General features: G+C 74.4%; 12 protein-coding genes. 11 read left to right on the plus strand and 1 reads right to left on the minus strand.

All coding sequences use genetic code 11. The features are described from left to right. Nucleotides 1-20: 20 nt before the first annotated feature. The 11 genes from ABZ267_RS11080 to ABZ267_RS11130 all read left to right on the plus strand — a co-directional run bounded on the left by ABZ267_RS11080 (nt 21) and on the right by ABZ267_RS11130 (nt 13,113). Nucleotides 21-1,004, plus strand: coding sequence for an ABC transporter substrate-binding protein (locus ABZ267_RS11080; RefSeq protein WP_356753211.1), 984 nt, complete (start codon nt 21-23; stop codon nt 1,002-1,004). A 32-nt stretch (nt 1,005-1,036) separates the two neighbouring features. Continuing rightward, nucleotides 1,037-2,077: an iron ABC transporter permease gene (locus ABZ267_RS11085; protein WP_356753435.1), complete on the plus strand. Its 1,041-nt coding sequence runs from the start codon at nt 1,037-1,039 to the stop codon at nt 2,075-2,077. Beyond that, nucleotides 2,074-3,132: an iron ABC transporter permease gene (locus ABZ267_RS11090; RefSeq protein WP_356753213.1), complete on the plus strand. Its 1,059-nt coding sequence runs from the start codon at nt 2,074-2,076 to the stop codon at nt 3,130-3,132. Before ABZ267_RS11085 ends, ABZ267_RS11090 begins: the two co-directional genes overlap by 4 nt. 17 nt (nt 3,133-3,149) lie before the next feature. Continuing rightward, a complete protein-coding gene (locus tag ABZ267_RS11095) occupies nt 3,150-4,043 on the plus strand; it encodes an ABC transporter ATP-binding protein (RefSeq protein WP_356753215.1) in 894 nt (297 codons plus the stop codon). Nucleotides 4,044-4,108: 65 nt separating this feature from the next. Next, nucleotides 4,109-4,243 (plus strand): streptamidine family RiPP, encoded by a 135-nt coding sequence (amiA, locus tag ABZ267_RS11100; RefSeq protein WP_356753217.1) that lies wholly within the window; start codon nt 4,109-4,111, stop codon nt 4,241-4,243. 130 nt (nt 4,244-4,373) lie between these two features. Beyond that, nucleotides 4,374-5,213 (plus strand): hypothetical protein, encoded by an 840-nt coding sequence (locus ABZ267_RS11105; protein ID WP_356753219.1) that lies wholly within the window; start codon nt 4,374-4,376, stop codon nt 5,211-5,213. Nucleotides 5,214-5,242: 29 nt separating this feature from the next. Then, the gene (locus tag ABZ267_RS11110) at nt 5,243-6,793 is read left to right on the plus strand and encodes a CocE/NonD family hydrolase (protein WP_356753437.1); all 1,551 of its coding nucleotides are present in this window, start codon (nt 5,243-5,245) and stop codon (nt 6,791-6,793) included. Beyond that, nucleotides 6,790-8,157 carry a YcaO-like family protein gene (locus tag ABZ267_RS11115; protein WP_356753221.1) on the plus strand — a complete coding sequence of 456 codons (1,368 nt, stop codon included), beginning with the start codon at nt 6,790-6,792 and terminating at the stop codon, nt 8,155-8,157. Before ABZ267_RS11110 ends, ABZ267_RS11115 begins: the two co-directional genes overlap by 4 nt. A 14-nt stretch (nt 8,158-8,171) precedes the next feature. Continuing rightward, a complete protein-coding gene (locus tag ABZ267_RS11120) occupies nt 8,172-9,524 on the plus strand; it encodes a nitroreductase (RefSeq protein ID WP_356753223.1) in 1,353 nt (450 codons plus the stop codon). Beyond that, nucleotides 9,521-11,296, plus strand: coding sequence for an ABC transporter ATP-binding protein (locus tag ABZ267_RS11125; RefSeq protein WP_356753225.1), 1,776 nt, complete (start codon nt 9,521-9,523; stop codon nt 11,294-11,296). Before ABZ267_RS11120 ends, ABZ267_RS11125 begins: the two co-directional genes overlap by 4 nt. Beyond that, nucleotides 11,293-13,113, plus strand: coding sequence for an ABC transporter ATP-binding protein (locus ABZ267_RS11130; RefSeq protein ID WP_356753227.1), 1,821 nt, complete (start codon nt 11,293-11,295; stop codon nt 13,111-13,113). Before ABZ267_RS11125 ends, ABZ267_RS11130 begins: the two co-directional genes overlap by 4 nt. Here the strand turns inward: ABZ267_RS11130 and ABZ267_RS11135 are convergent. Then, nucleotides 13,052-15,553: a SpoIIE family protein phosphatase gene (locus ABZ267_RS11135; RefSeq protein ID WP_356753229.1), complete on the minus strand. Its 2,502-nt coding sequence runs from the start codon at nt 15,551-15,553 to the stop codon at nt 13,052-13,054. The two genes, ABZ267_RS11130 and ABZ267_RS11135, sit on opposite strands and share 62 nt — an antisense overlap. Nucleotides 15,554-15,603 lie beyond the last annotated feature (50 nt).

Here is a 15,603-nt window from a genome sequence, read left to right on the forward strand (position 1 = left end):
AGAATCTGAGGGACGCGCCGATGCCACGTACCGCACTGAGAGTCCGCCGCTGGGCCGCGATCGCCGTACTGGGAGGGCTGCTGGCCGGCTGCGGTACGACGGGCGACGAAGGAGGGCCCGACGCCGAACCGGCGGCCGGGGCCAAGGCCCGTACGAGCACCGAGGTGCGGCCCGTCGAGGCCGCCACCCGGATCACCGACGCCAAGGGCGTCACGGTCTCGCCGGAGAAGCCGCCGAAGAGGATCGTCTGCCTGGTCGCCCTCTGCGACGACATCCTCGTCGAGCTCGGCATGGTTCCCACCGCCACCAACTCCGCGGTGCTCGCGCATCCCGAGTTCCTCGGGAAGGAGAAGGCGGCGAAGGTCCCTGTTGTGCCCGGCGGCTTCCTCAGCCCCGAAGTCGAGGCAATCCTCTCCCACCGGCCCGACCTGGTGATCGGTCTGGAGGACACCCACGGCAAGCTCGCTCCCGCACTGAAGGGCGCCACCACCTTCTGGCCCGTGCAGCCCGGCTCCTGGGAGGACAGCGTCGGCTACCTGCGCGACCTGGCCGCGCTCACCGGCCGTACGGCACAGGGCGAGAAGGCGGAGAAGACGTTCCGTACGCGGCTGGCCAAGGCCGAGGAGGTCCGGAGCGACAAGACCTCGCTGATCATCTTCGGCAGCGACGAGAACTTCGGCGTGGCCACTCCGGAGGCCGATGTGGCCGCCGGACTCTTCCCGAAGATCTCCCACTATCCTTGGAAGAGCAGGGGAGTTGACGGCTCCTACAGCCTGGAGGAGATTCTCGCCCGGGATGTCGACGTCCTCTTCGTGGAGACGCTCTCCTTCGGCGCGCCGGACGGCAAGCTCTCCGGCAAGCTCGCCAAGAACCCGCTCTGGTCGCGGATCCCGGCGGTGAAGAACGGCAAGGTCATCGAGGTCGACTCCGAGGTCTGGGCCAAAGGCCGCGGCACCCGGTCCCTGGGCGTCGTCCTCGACGAGGCGACGGCCGCACTGCGGTGAGGGGTCGCCGCACCGCGTCCGGGCGGCTGCCCGTGGCGCCGGTCTGTCTGACGGTGGCGGCCGTGGTCGGCGTGGTGTGCGCGCTCAGCCTCGGTACGCCGTACGTCCCGCCGGCCCGGCTCCTCGCCACCCTCGGATCCGACGGTCTCGCCGGCGTCGTCGTCACCGAACTGCGGCTGCCTCGCCTGGTGTTGGCGCTGGTCGCCGGTGCCTGCCTGGGCGCCGCGGGTCTCGTGCTCCAGGAGGCGCTACGTAATCCGCTCGCCGTCCCGGAGATGCTCGGCGTCTCCTCCGGGGCCGCGCTGGGAGTGGCGGCACCTCTCGTGCTCGCCCTCTCCGTACCGCTCGGCCTCCAGCCCTTCCTGGCGCTGGCCGGCGCCGCGTTCGGCGGGCTGGTCACGCTGGTGGCGGCCGGATTCGGGCGCAGTCCGTCGTCCGTACTGCTGACGGGGGCCGCCGTCGCCGCCGCGCTCCAAGCCGGACTGCTGGTGCTCATGGTGATGGCCGACCAGCTCGACCTCCAGCTCATCTACCGCTATCTGCTGGGCAGTCTGTCCGCCCGCACCTGGGACGACGTCACCGGCCTGCTGCCCTGGCTCGCCGTGGCGGTGCCCGCGCTCGTGCTCTGCGTGCCGGTGCTCGGCGTGCTGCGGCTCGGCGACGACGACGCCCGCGCGCTCGGCGTACGTGTCGAACGCGCCCGGGTCGCCGCGCTGGCCATCGCCGTGGTCCTGATCGCTCCGGTCGTGGCGGTCTGCGGCCCGGTCGCCTGGGTCGGCTTCCTCGCACCTCACCTGGCCCGGCGGCTGAAGCCGGACGGCGGGGCGGCGGGCTGGCTCGTCCGGTCCGCGCTGTGCGGGGCGGTCGTGGTGCTCTGCGCGGACCAGCCCGCGCGGCTGGCGCTCGCGCCGGTCGAGACGCCCGTCGGCGCGTGGACCGCTCTGGTCGGTGTGCCGGTCGGAGTGGTGCTGCTGAAGCGCGGGCGGAGGGCGGCGAAGGGCCGGGGGCCGATCCGGCCCGCCCTGCCGGTGCAGGGCGGCCCCGTACCTCTCCAGCGGAAGGCGGAACGATGAGCGTCCTGGAAGTGGCGCCCGCACCACCCCGGCGGGCCTGGCGCTCACCGGCTGTGCGGATGGGCGCCCTGGCGGTCCTGGTCTGCGCGGTCGCCTGCGCGGACCTGTTCGCGGGGCGAGGCGTGACGGGCGAGGGAGTGCGGGCCGTACTCCTCGGCGGGGCCGACGATCCGATGGCCGAACACATCGTCCTCCAACTCCGTTTGCCCCGGCTGCTGGTGGCGCTGGTCGCCGGGGCGAGCCTGGGTGTCGCCGGGCTCGTCCTCCAGTCGGCCCTGCGCAATCCGCTGGCCGGGCCCGAGGTCACCGGCGTCACGCCCGGCGCGGTTCTCGGCGCGGTCGCCGCCACCGGTCTGGGCCTGGCCGGCTGGGACTCGCCGGCGGCGGTCGTCGTGGCAGCCTGCCTCGGCGGGTTCGCGGGTGCCGGACTGCTCTGGCTGCTCGCCGGACGGGAGAAGGGCGACCCCGAGCAGACCGCCGTCCACGGTGTGCTGGTCTCGGCGGTCCTCGCCGGCCTCACCGCCGTCGTCCTTCTGGTGGCTCCGGGCGAACTCGGCAGCGTGGTGCAGTGGTTGATCGGCTCCACCGAAGGCCGGGTCTGGCCTCACTGGCATCTGCTGTGGCCGTGGGCGGCGGTGTGGGGAGCGGCCGCGTGGCTGCTCTCCGCTCCGCTGACCCTGCTGCGCTGCGGCGACGAGCAGGCGTCCGCCGCCGGTCTGGACGCCGGGCGGGGCCGCGCGGCCGCGCTCGTGTGCGCGGTGGCTCTGACGGCGGGGGCCGTCTCGGCCGTGGGAGCGCTCGGATTCGTTGGGCTGCTGGTGCCGCATCTGGCGCTGGCCGTCTTCGGGGCTGATCTGCGCATCGCCCTGCCCGGCGCCGCACTGCTCGGCGCGGTGGTGGTGTGCGGAGCGGACGCGGCGGCCCAATTGCTGTCCCGGCTGCTGGTGGTGGCGCTGGACGCGGACCGGCTGACCTTGCCGGTCGGCGCGTTGACCACCTTCGTCGGAGCCGGGCTGCTGCTGGTCGTGGCGCGGCGACGGACGGACGAACGATGACGGGGAGAGAGACGGACATGGCAGCACGGACAAGGGATGTCACGGCGAACGTGACGAACGGCGACGGGACGGACGGCGCGGCGGATCCACCCGACGTGGTCCGGGCGGAGCGGCTCGGCTTCGGCTATCCGGGGCGCGAGGTGCTCCGCGGGATCGACCTGCGTATCGGAGCGGGCGAACTCGTCGCGCTCATCGGCCTGAACGGCTGCGGCAAGAGCACCTTCCTCAAGCTCGCCGCCGGCCTGCTCACTCCGACCGGGGGCCGGGTCCTGCTCGGCGGGGACGACGCGGCACGCCTGCCCAGACGGGCCGCGGCTCGCCGGGTGGCGCTGCTCCACCAGTCGGCACCGGCCGTACCGGCGCTGACCGTACGGCAGTTGGTCCGCCAGGGCCGTTACGCCACCCGGGGCCCGCTCGGGATGCTGCGGGACGGTGACGACGCCGTGACCGCCCGGGCCCTCGCCGATGTCGGCGTCAGCGGCTGGGCGGACCGGCCGGTGGACGCGCTGTCGGGTGGCGAGCGCCAACGGGTGCGCCTCGCGATGGCGTTGGCCCAGGACGCGCCGCTCCTCTTCCTGGACGAGCCGACCACCTATCTCGATCTGCGGCACCAACTGGAGGTGCTCCAGACCGTCGTACGGCTGCGCACCGAACGGCGGCTCACCGTCGTGATGGTCCTGCACGACCTCAACCACGCGGCACGGTTCGCCGACCGGATCGTCGCACTGCGCGAAGGACGTGTCGCCGCCGACGGCCCTCCCGGTGAGGTGGTCACGGAGAAGCTGCTGGCCGAAGTGCTCGGTGTGCAGGGGCGGGTGGGGACGGATTCCGAGGGTGGCTGGCCCGTCTGTTACCCAGATCACCCTCTCGACCCACTCCAGCTATTGCGAAATGAAAACCATATTCATTAGTGTCTGTGGTGCGGCAAGGAACAGCGTCGCAACCAACCAACCGATCCGAATGGAGGCTTCAACTCATGGAGCAGAACAAGGTGTTCAGCCCGATCGCCGAACAGGGCCAGCTCGCCCACCTCTCCGCCACCCACTCGAACGCCCTCGTCGAGAACCCCTTCGACGACGCCGTCGAGGCCGACACCGCGGACGAGAAGTAAGCGGCACCTGCCGCTGAGGCAGGCTCCCGCTCCTCGCGTGGCGGGCCCGTCCGGACGAACTCCCGGACGGGCCCGTCCCGTTCGCACGACCCGCTCACCCCACGTACCACCACGCCCTCCGGAGGCCCCCGTGAACCGCAGTCGACTCGCTCCCGGTGCCGGGATCGTCACCGTGCCCGGTGGCCGGCCCGTACTCCGCACCTCCGACGGGGAGTTCCTGCGCATCAACACCGGGAGCATCGGCCCGGAGCAGCTGATCGAGCGGCTGACAGTGGAGGATCGGCGGACGTCGTCGGAGGAACTCGACCTTCTGGTCTCGGCGTTCGAGCAGGCCGGACACGCGGTGACCGAGCCCCGTCGCCCACCGCTCGCCGGACGGACGGTCCACCTCCTTGGCGACCCCGTCCTCACCGAGCCGCTCTCCCGGTTCGCCGCGGCGGAAGGGGCCGAGGTCCACTTCGCCACCGCCGACGGCGTGGCGGCACTCGCGGGGGAGCGGGACACGGCCGTGGTCTGGTGCCTCGACTCACCCGTTCCGACCGGCCTCTGGGACACCGCTGACCGGCTGCCCGTCCGGCACACCGCCTGGCTGCGCTGCCACCGCGAAGGCGCCCACGCCTGGATCGAACCCCTCGCTTCCGAGCCCGGCGACGTCACATCCGCCCACGTACGCCTGCGCAGACTCGCGGCAACGGCCGCTCACGGCGAACTCGCCGCCTACTGGGCCGGCCACCGCACCCCCGACACCGGACCGCACCCCACCGAACCGTCCGCCGCCCTGATCGCCGCACTGCTCACCGCCGACCTGATCGCCTGGGCGACCGGTGAACCGCACCGAGGGCCCGCCCTGCCTGCCCGCCGCCGACTGCGCCGGATCGACCTCCGCCACCTCACGGTCACCGAACATCCCGTCCTCCCCGTACCGAAGGTCGCCCCGCTGCCCGCCCCCATCACACGGACCGCGCCGTGAACACGGCGACCAGCATTCCGGCGAACGCGGTGACGAACTCTCCGGCCGACACCCAGACCGTCCACATCCCCGCCCCCGACGGCGTCCCGCTCGCCACCGACCTCTGCCTGCCGGCCACACCGGGCCCCCACCCCGCCGTCGTCATCCGCACCCCCTACGGCCGCACCGCCCACCGCGCCGAGCTGCGCGGCTGGGTGGCCCACGGATTCGCCGCCCTCGCCCAGGACGTACGCGGCCGGCACGGCTCGCCCGGCCTCTGGCACCCTTACCGGGACCACGAGGAGAGCGACGGCGCCGCGACCATCGCCTGGGTGCGCGAGCAGCCGTGGAGCGGCGGTGGCCGGGTCGTCGCGGTCGGCTCCTCCTACGCCGCCCACTGCGCCCTCGTCACCGCGCTCGGCGCACCCGGCGACGGCCGTCCGGACGCCGTCATCGCCGCCGTCCCCGCGCTCGGCCTCGCCGACACCGCCCGCGAACCAGCGGGACCCGAACGGCTCGGGGCCCGCGCCGGCTGGTGGGCCGCACACGGCGACCGCCCCGACTCCGCTCCCGACGCGCTGGCCCAAGCGCTCGCCGAGAACCCCCGGCTCCTGGAACACCTCCCGCTCACCCGCCTGCCCGACCACCTGAGCCGCCCTTTGCCTTCCTGGCCCGGCCTCTGGGACGACCGCGTGCGCGGCAGGATCGTCCGGCGCGGCTCCGCCTCCCGCCTCCCGCTCCTCGCCGTCGGCGGCACCCGCGACCCGTTCGCCGAGGACACCGTGGCGCTGTGGCGCGGCTGGGGCGGACCGGCGCGCCTGCTGCTCGGCCCATGGGGCCACCGCCTCACCGCGGACCTAACGGAGTCGGCCGCCGACCGCGTCAACCTCGGTGCGCTGTACGTACGGTGGGCCCGCGCCGCCCTCGCCGGACGGCTGGCGCGGGAGCGGCGCGGGGTCATCACCTTGGGTGGCAGTGGCCGTTGGCACGCGGTGGGGAAGCAAGCCGCAGACGGGGCCTCAACGCGCACCGTTGCCTGGCCCTTCGGTGCTCCCACCGGTCTACGGATGCTGCACGGAGCCGAGTTCACCGTGGACCCGGACCGACCCGTGCGCTCCGACGACCTGACCGTCCCGCCTTCCACCCCCGGCATCCCCGCCGACCGCTGCCTCCTCCTCTCGCCACCCCTGCCCCGCCCGCTCGACCTGGCCGGACCCGCCTCCGCCCGGTTCCACGCCACCGCCGACACGCCCGCCGCCGACTGGGCCGTACGCGTCACCGCGCTCGACCCGGCCGGCCGCGCGGACCCGCTCGCCTTCGGCATCGTCCGGCGCGCCGATCCGCCCGGCGAGGCTGTCGAGATCACCGTTCCGCTCGGCACCCTGGGCCGCCGGCTGCCCGCCGGGACCCGGCTGCGCGCGGAGATCGCCGGACACCACTTCCCCGCCCACGCCCGCAACCCGCACACCGGCGAGAACCCGGTGACCGCCATCCGCCTCGCCCCGTCCCGCAGAGCGGTCAGGTCCCCGGGAAGCGCCCTGCACCTGACCGTCGTCGCCCGGCGTCGCTACGTCGAGCCCGTACCGGAGATATGCCGTTGACCAGCACCTTGCCCATCGAAGCCCTGGTCGATCCCGTCTGCGGGTTGATCCGCGGTGTCGAGCCCGTCGAGCACCCGGCCGGAGCGCCGCCCCGCTACACCGCGATGACCGCCGAGGTCGCCGACGCCCGGCGCCTCGGCGCCTGGCCCGCCGACCGGGTCTCGCTCGGCACCACCTTCGGCGACTCCCAAGGCGCCTGGATCGCCGCCGTCGCCGAGGCCGTGGAACGCTACTGCGGCAACCGCGTGCCGCCGCCCGGCCATCCCGCCGCACCGCGCCGGGCCACGGCCGCCGAGCTGGAGGCGGAAGGCCTGCGGCTGTACGGACCCGGTTCGGTTCCCTCGTACGCCTCCTGGCAGCACGAGCGCACGCGCTTCCCGTACATCGAACTCACGCCCGATACACCGGCCTTGTGGACGCCGGCCACCGAGAACGGCCGGCCCTGCTGGGCGCCCGTCGCGCTCACGTACCTCAACTGGCGGCAAGGCGAGCTGCGTTCACTTCCACGCACTCATCACCTCAACTACGCCGGCATAGCCACCGGCCAGGGCTTCGACGACGCCGTCGGGCGAGGGCTGCTCGAAGTCGTCGAGCGCGACGCGCTGGAGCTGTGGTGGCACCTGGACGGACCGGCCCGGGGCATCGACCCGGCGAGCGTTCCCGGCCTCACCGAAGACCTGACCGGTGCCGAACTGGACGTCCACATCGTGGAGATGCCCTCCGAGTTCGCTCCCTGCATGGCCGCCCTGGTCCACGATCGTCGCCGAGGCATCCACGCCGCCGGGTTCGCCTGCCGGTACGACCCGGCGGAGGCGGCCCGTAAGGCGGTGCTGGAGGCGGTGCACACCTGGGTGTTCACGCAGGGCGCGGTGGAGGCGGACGGGTGGGTCCACCGCTCGGTGGAAGCCGGTCTCTTCGCGCGGGGCCTGTACCTGGAGCACCGGGCCGACCGGCGCTATCTCGACGACTGCGGACCGCAGTTCGCCGCCGTACGCGATCTCGGCGCCCATGTGCAGGTCTGGCTCGACGAGCGTATGGCCCCGCTGGCCCGCCGCTTCACCGAACCGTCCGGAGGTGTCGTCCCCGTCACCGAGATCGCGTCCGGCAGCCGGTCCGCTCTGGACGCGGCGCTCGCCGCCGGCGGCCACCGCGTGATCACGGTCGACCTGACCACCGAGGACATCGCCGAAACCCCGCTGCGCGTCGCCCGCGTCCTCGTCTCCGGCCTCATCCCCAACGCCCCGGCCGCCTTCGGCTACTTCGGCTGCCCGCGCTTCGCCGAGGCCGCGTCGGACCGAGGCTGGCGCACCCAACCTCCCACCGGACCGGCGGACTTCACCCTCGCACCGCCGCCGCACATGTGAAGGAGCACGTCCTCATGATCCAGGCTCCTCCGGTGTCCGTCGGCCTGCTGCGCCGTGCCTTGGCCGACGCCAGATCGCCGCGCGCGCCGCGCACGGTTCCGTACGTGCCGGAGCGTGCCTTCCCGTGGAGCGGCCCGGCGCTGTCGCTGGACGGGCCCGGGGGAGTGGTGGATCTGGACCGGACTCTGCGGCTGTCGCTTGCCGCGCTTCGGAATACAGGCGGCCGACTGCGGCCCGCGCCCTCGGCCGGCGCGCTCCATCCCGTACGGGCGCACCTCCTCGTCGGCCCCGGCTGCTCGCTGCCGCCCGGACGGTACGCGTACGACGCGCGCGCCCACCGCGCCCACCCGCGCGGCCGGGCCCCGTCCGACGCGCCTCCGGGAGCCGTCGTGGTCCTCACCGTGGCCGCCGCCCGTACCGTCGCGCACTACGGACACCGCGCCTGGCCGCTGCTCCTGCTGGACGCGGGCCACGCTGCGGCCGCCTTGGTGCTCGCGGCGGACCCGGTCGATGTACGGGTCTCGCTCGACGCGGACGGTGGTGAGCTGGCTGCGGCGGCGGGGCTGCCGCGCGCGGCGGAGTGGCAGGGCCGTTGGCCCGGATCGGAACCCGAACTCCCTCTCGGAGCCGTGTGGTTGCCTGCGGAGGAGGGGCCTTCGCGCTGCCGTGGTCCGCTGGCCGCGTGGGCCGACCTGCCTGGCGCCGTCAGCCCGGTCCCGCAGCCGGGCGCGGAGACCACTCCACCAGCCGAACTGGCCGCTGCCCGATACCTGTTGGAGTGCCTGGCAGCAGACTCAGGCTCCACCTGGCACCCTGCCCACGGCCCCGCTCCAGTGACCGACGACACCCTCCGTACGCGAAGAAGCGCGGACCCTTCCGACCTGACCCGGCCACCCGCTTCGGACCTGCTCGCCCACGTCCTCACCACCGCTGCGGACGCCCGGCCGGACGGTCCCGCCTGGGCCGCAGCGGTCGGCGGCGAGACTCCGGGGCTCCTCACGACGACCGGCCCGCTCGCCTCCGGCGACGCGCGCCCCACCTTCGCCCGCTGGGCGGCGGGCCAGCAGTGGATCGGCTCAGTCGGAGCGGTGCTGGTCGCCCACGGCTGTCCCGCCGACGCCTCACCGGCGCTGATCCGCGGCAGCCACCTCGCCGCCGGTTACGCCGCCGGTGTCGGCCAGGCCCTCGCCACCGCGCTCGGCCTCCGCTCGCGCCCCATCGGCTCCTGGCAGCAGGCCGACCTCGGTGCCGCGCTCGGCGACGCGCCTGGACAGGACTGGATCCTCCACGGCCTGGCCCTCGCCGGACCCGCCGATCCCACACTCACCGCCCCACCGCCCCAATCGGGCAAGGAAGAACGCCCATGATGCTCCACCCCGAACTCCTGCGCGCCGCCCGCACGGCCCGCCGCCCCCTGGGCGGCGCGACCGCACTGCTCGCCGCAGTCACCCTCACCCACCTCGCCCAGGCCGTCCTGCTCGCCGTCGTCCTCTCCCGGATCGCCCACGGAGACACGGCCGGCCTGATCCCGCTCCTTCTCTCCGTGCTCGCCGTCGTCCTGATCCGCGCCGCGCTCGGCCGCGCGCAACGCCTGACCGCCGTCACTGCGGGCGCCGCCGTCCGGATCCGGCTCCGTGACACCCTCCTGTCCCGCCTCGGCGAACTCGGGCCACCCGCCACCACCGGCGCGCGGGCCGGTGCCGTACGCGCCACGCTCGTGGACGGCGTCGAGGGCGTGGACGCGTACGTCTCCCGCTACCTCCCTCAGGCGCTCGTCACCGCCGCCGTACCTCCTCTGCTCCTCGTCGCCGTCACGCTCATCGAGCCGTACGCCGCCCTCGGCCTGGGCCTCGCCCTGCTGCTCGCGCTCTTCGGGCCGCGCTGGTGGGACCGGCTGCTCGCCCGGCGCGGCAAGGAGCACTGGGACTCCTACGAGGCCCTCGCCGCCGACTACCTGGAGGCCCTGCAAGGCATGGCCACGCTGCGCGCGGCCGGTGCGGTGGGCCGCGTACGGGAGAGGCTGGAGAAGCGGTCGGCGGCGCTCCACCGGGCGACCGTCGCCAAACTGCGGGTCTCGCTGGTCGACACCGGCCTCACCGACCTCGCCGTGCAGGGCGGTACCGCGGCCGCGGTTCTCGTGGCGTGCTCCTCGGCGGCGACCGGACGCACCGCCACCACCGGGACGTACCTCCTGCTCATGCTCGCCTCCGAGTGCTTCCGCCCGATCCGCGACCTCTCCCGCGAATGGCACGCCGGCTACCTCGGGGTCTCCGCCGCCGACGGGATCGCCGCCCTGCGCACCACCGAACCCGCCGTCGCGGACCGGGGCACGGTGAACGCGCGGTGGGCCACTGCTCCCGAAATCCGTTTCGTGGACGTCCGGTTCACCCACCCGTCGAGCGAGCGCCCCGCCCTGGACGGCGTCACCTTCACCGCGCCCGCCGGACGCACCACCGCGATCGTCGGACCCTCCGGCGCCGGTAAGTCGACCCTGCTCAGCCTGTTGCTACGCCAGCGCGACCCGGACGGCGGCCGCGTCACCATCGCCGGTACGGAGACCGCCGCGTACAGCCTCACCTCGCTGCGGCGCGGCATCGCCGTCGTCTCGCAGGAGACGTACCTCTTCCACGCCACGATCGCCGAGAACCTGCGCCTCGCCCGCCCTGCCGCCACCGACGCACAGCTGCACGCCGCCGCACGCGCAGCCGGCATCCACCAGGAGATCACCGCCTTTCCGCAGGGGTACGAGACCCTCGTCGGCGAACGCGGCGCCACGCTCTCCGGCGGCCAGCGCCAACGACTGGCCCTCGCGCGTGCCCTGCTCGCCGACGCACCGGTCCTGATCCTGGACGAGGCCACCAGCGCGGTGGACGAGCGCGGCGAGGCGCAGATCGTACGGGAACTGCCGGCGGTGAGCCGGGGCCGTACCTGCCTCGTCGTCGCCCACCGGCTCGACGCCGTACGCCACGCCGACCACATCGTCGTCCTCGACGGCGGCCGGGTCGAGGCGTCCGGCGTCCACAGCGGACTGCTGGCGGGCGGCGGCGTCTACGCCTCGCTCGTCGCGGCCGGCCGCACCGCCCAGGAGGAACACACCGCCCAGGAGGAGCACGTCGTCCAGGAGGAACACGCCGCATGACCCCGCCCGCCACTCCCGGGAACGCCCCGGCCCACGACACCGGCGCCCTCCGCTCCCTCCTCCCCGTCCTCGGCGCCCACCGCGCCACCGTCCTGCGCACCTGTCTCGCCGCCCTCGTCGACCAGGCGGCCCTCGTCGCCCTGGTCACGCTCGCCGCCCACACCGTGGGTACGGCGGTCACCGAGCAGCGGGCTCCCTCGTCCGTCACCGTGGCCGTCCTCATCGGGCTCGTCCTGCTCCGGGCGCTGGCCACCTGGCGGGAGATGGACCTCTCGCACGACCTCGCCTACCGCGTCCTGGCCGAGCTGCGCGTACGGGTCTTCGACGGGCTCGCCCGCTCCGCGCCCGCGCGGATCGCCGGCCGCCGCAGCGGTGACCTCGCCGCGACCGCGCTCGGCGATGTGGAGGCGCTGGAGTTCTTCTACGCGCACGCCATCGCCCAACTCCTCGCCTCCGGCGTCGTCTTCGCGGTGGCCGCCACCCTGCTCGGCCTCCTCGGCCCGTGGCTGCTCCTCGCCGTCGTGCCTGCCGCTTTGCTGCTCCTGTGGTCGCCGCTGGTGGAGGCGCGCGGCCGGGCCGAGCGCGGGGCGCGGACGCGGGCCGCGCTCGCCGACCTCTCCGCGGAGAGCGTGGAGACCGTGGACGGCCTCCACGAGCTGCTGATGGCGGGCGCGTTGGACCGCACACGGGCGCGGCTGCGCTCCGGCGGCCGGCGCCTCGCCCGCGCCCAGCGCGCCGAGCAGTCCTGGGAGACGGGCGCCGGCGCGGCCCGCGATCTGCTCGTCGTCGCCGCCGTCATCGGCGTCGTCGCCGCTGCCGCGCACGCGGCGGGCGGCGGGCGGCTCGACGGTGCCTGGGCCCCGGCGGCCATGGCCCTCGCCCTCGGCGCCCTGGCCCCGGTGGCCGAATCGGCGGCCGCACTGGGCCGGGCGGGCAGCCTGCGCGCCGCCGCCGCCCGGGTCCGCGCGGCGGTGCACGCCCCCGCCGGAGCCCCGGCTCCCGCCACCCCCGTGCCCGTGCCGCCCGGACCACTGGGTCTGCGGCTGCGCGGCGTACGGTTCGGCTACGGCGCCGGGCCCGTCCTGGACGGCCTCGATCTGACCGTACGAGTGGGCGGGACGGTGGCCCTCGTGGGCGCCTCAGGTGCCGGAAAGAGCAGCGTGGCCCACCTCCTGGCCCGGTACTGGGACCCACGCGAGGGCACGGTGGAGCTGGTGCCGGCGGACGCCGCCCATCCCGTCGATCTGCGGGACCTCGCCGAACACGACCTGCGGACAGCCGTCTGTGTGGTCGGCCAGGAGGCCCCGCTCTTCCACGGCACCCTCGCCGAGAACCTCCGCCTAGCCGCTCCCGACGCCACCGACGAGGAGCTGGCCGCCACCGTCCGGACCTGCGGCCTCGCCTCCGTCGTCGATGCCCTGCCGCACGGCCTGGACACCCCGGTCGGTGAACGTGGCGCCACGCTCTCCGGCGGCCAGCGCGCCAGGGTCGCCTTGGCCCGAGGGCTCCTCGGCCGGCCCCGGGTCCTCGTCCTGGACGAGACGACGGCCCACCTCGACCATCAGGGCGACGCGGAGGTGGCGCGGGCGCTCGCGGCGGACGCCCGGGCCCGTTCCCGTACGACGCTGATCATCGCCCACCGGCCCGCCACCGTCCGCCGGGCCGACCGCATCGCCGTCCTCGACGCGGGACGCATCGTGGAGGAGGGCACCTGGGACGAGCTGATCCGGTCGGGCGGCGCGCTGACCCGGCTGCTCAGCCGGGAGGAAGCGGACCGGGAGACAGAGGTGACGGCAGATTCTGCTCCGCCCAGATGATCTTCCCCGAGTCCGTGTACCGGGTGCCCCAACGCCGGGCGAGCTGTGCGACGAGGAAGAGGCCGCGCCCGCCTTCGTCCGTCGTCCGGGCGTGCCGCAGGCGCGGCGTGGTGCTGCTGGCGTCGGAGACCTCGCAGGTCAGCACGGACTGGAGCAGCAGCCGGAGCCGTACGGGACCGGAGGCGTACCGGATCGCGTTGGTCACCAGCTCGCTGACGATCAGTTCGGTCGTCATCGTCAGCTCTTCCAGACCCCACGCCTCCAGCTGGCGGGCCACGTTGTTCCGGGTGGCGCCGACGGCCGCCGGGTCCAGCGGTACGTCCCACGAGGCCAGCCGGTCCGGGCGCAGCGCGTGGGTGCGGGCGAGGAGGAGGGCGATGTCGTCCGGTTGCGGGACGGGCAGCAGCTCCTTGACCACCGCCGCGCACAGCTCGTCCAGCGGCAGCCCGTCCCGCGAGACCGCCCGGCCCAGCCGGACCATGCCCTGCTCCCGGTCCTTGTCGGCGCCCTCGATGAGGCCGTCGGTGTAGAGAGCGAGCAGACTTCCTTCGGGCAGCTCGACCTCCAGCGACTCGAAGGGGAGCCCGCCGAGGCCCAGCGGCGGGCCGGAGGGCAGGTCGGGGAAGCTGACCTCCGGCGTGACGACCACCGGCGGCGGATGGCCGGCCCGCGCCATCGTGCAGCGCCGGCTCGCCGGATCGTAGACGGCGTACAGGCAGGTGGCGCCCAGCACCGTCGTCCCGCCTCGCTCGGCCTCCCCGCCCGCCGGCTCCTCCTCGCTCAGCCGCATGACGAGATCGTCCAGCCGGGCCAGCAGCTCGTCCGGTGCGAGGTCCATGTCGGCCAGCGTCTGCACGGCGGTCCGCAGCCGGCCCATCGTCGCCGCCGCGCTGATCCCGTGGCCCACCACATCCCCGATGACCAGGCCGACCCGGGCGCCGGACAGCGGGATCACATCGAACCAGTCGCCGCCGACCCCGTCCTTCGCGTCCGCCGGCAGGTAGGAGGAGGCCACGTCCAGCGCCGTCCCGCCGCGCAGGGTGTGCGGCAGCAGGCTCTCCTGGAGCACCAGCGCTGCCGTGTGCTCCCGGGTGTAGCGGCGGGCGTTGTCCACGCACACCGCGGCCCGCGCCACCAGCTCGCGGGCCGGCGCCACATCGTCCTCGTCGAACGGGACCGGGTTCTGCGACCGCATGAACGTGGTGAGCCCGAGGACGGTGTCCCGCGCCCGCATCGGTACGGAGATCAGCGAGTGCAGCCCGAAGTCACTGATCCGGGCGCCCCGCTCCGGCTGTTCCACGGCCCACCCGTGGCTGTCCGGATCGAGCAGCGGCAGGAGGACCGGGTCACCGTCGAGAAGGAAGTGCACATCGTGCGGCGGCGGTACGAAGTCGACGCTCTCCCCGATCCGTACGACCGCCTCCGGACATCCCTCGCGCACCGAACTCATCCCCATCCGGCGCATCGGCGGCCTGCCGCCCCGCAGCTCCGCACCGATCAGCGGCGCGCCCGGCCGCTCCCGGCCCAGCGGTGTCTCCAGCAGGTCCACGAAGACGAAGTCGGCGAACCGGGGCACCGCGAAATCTGCCAGCTCCTGAGCGGTGCGCTGCACGTCCAAGGTGGAGCCGATGCTGGCACCCGCCTGGTTCACCAGCGCCAGCAGCCGGCGCGCGTTCCACCGGTCGGTCACGTCCTGGACCATGTAACCGATGCCGATCCGGTTCTCCCGGCCGTCCACCAGCGGGAAGAACGAGCTCGAATAGGCCCGCCTGCGGTTCGGGTCGGACCAGCTCCAGCCGAGGTACTCGTAGTCGGTGACCGGTACACCGGTCGCCAGGACCTGCCGCATCAGCCGCTCGATGGGCGCGGCGAGCAGCCCGGGCAGCACATCCGCCGGCCGGCGTCCCAGGCGCTGCTCCCGCGGTACTCCGCCGAACCGCTCCAGGGTGTCGTTGAGCCAGATGTAGCGCAGCTCCGGGTCCATCACCGCCATGCCGACCGGCGACCGGGTCAGGAACCGCTCCAGCACCGACCCCTCCACCGTCCACTGCGGGCTGCGCTCGCGTCCGGAGAGCAGGAAGCTCTCGCGCCCGGCGACCAGGAACGAGGCGGAGACGCGCACGTCGACGTCGATCTGCCGCTCGGTCCTGTCCCGCAGCGTGATCAGCCCGCTCCAGCCGGATCCGCCACGGCCGCGGGCGGCGATCGCGGCCGCACGGCGGGGATCCGGGGCACCGGCCAGCAGCAGGGCTGCGGAGCGGCCGACGATGTCGGCGGCCGGGTACCCGAGCAGCGCCTCCGCACCACGGGTCCAGCCGATGACCGTGCCGTCCCCGGCGACCACCGCCACCGCGTCGTCGCTCAGCCGCACGGGGCCGCGCGGATCCGCGGAAGGCAGCGGGCCGGGCCCAGCCGGGGGGTCCTCGCCGGCGGATGCCATGCACCTCACCACCATCTCTAGGTTTCCATGGTCGCGCGTCACCCCGGACT

The organism is Streptomyces sp. NPDC006174 (genome assembly GCF_040614075.1).
In the GTDB taxonomy this organism is placed as follows: Bacteria; Actinomycetota; Actinomycetes; order Streptomycetales; family Streptomycetaceae; genus Streptomyces.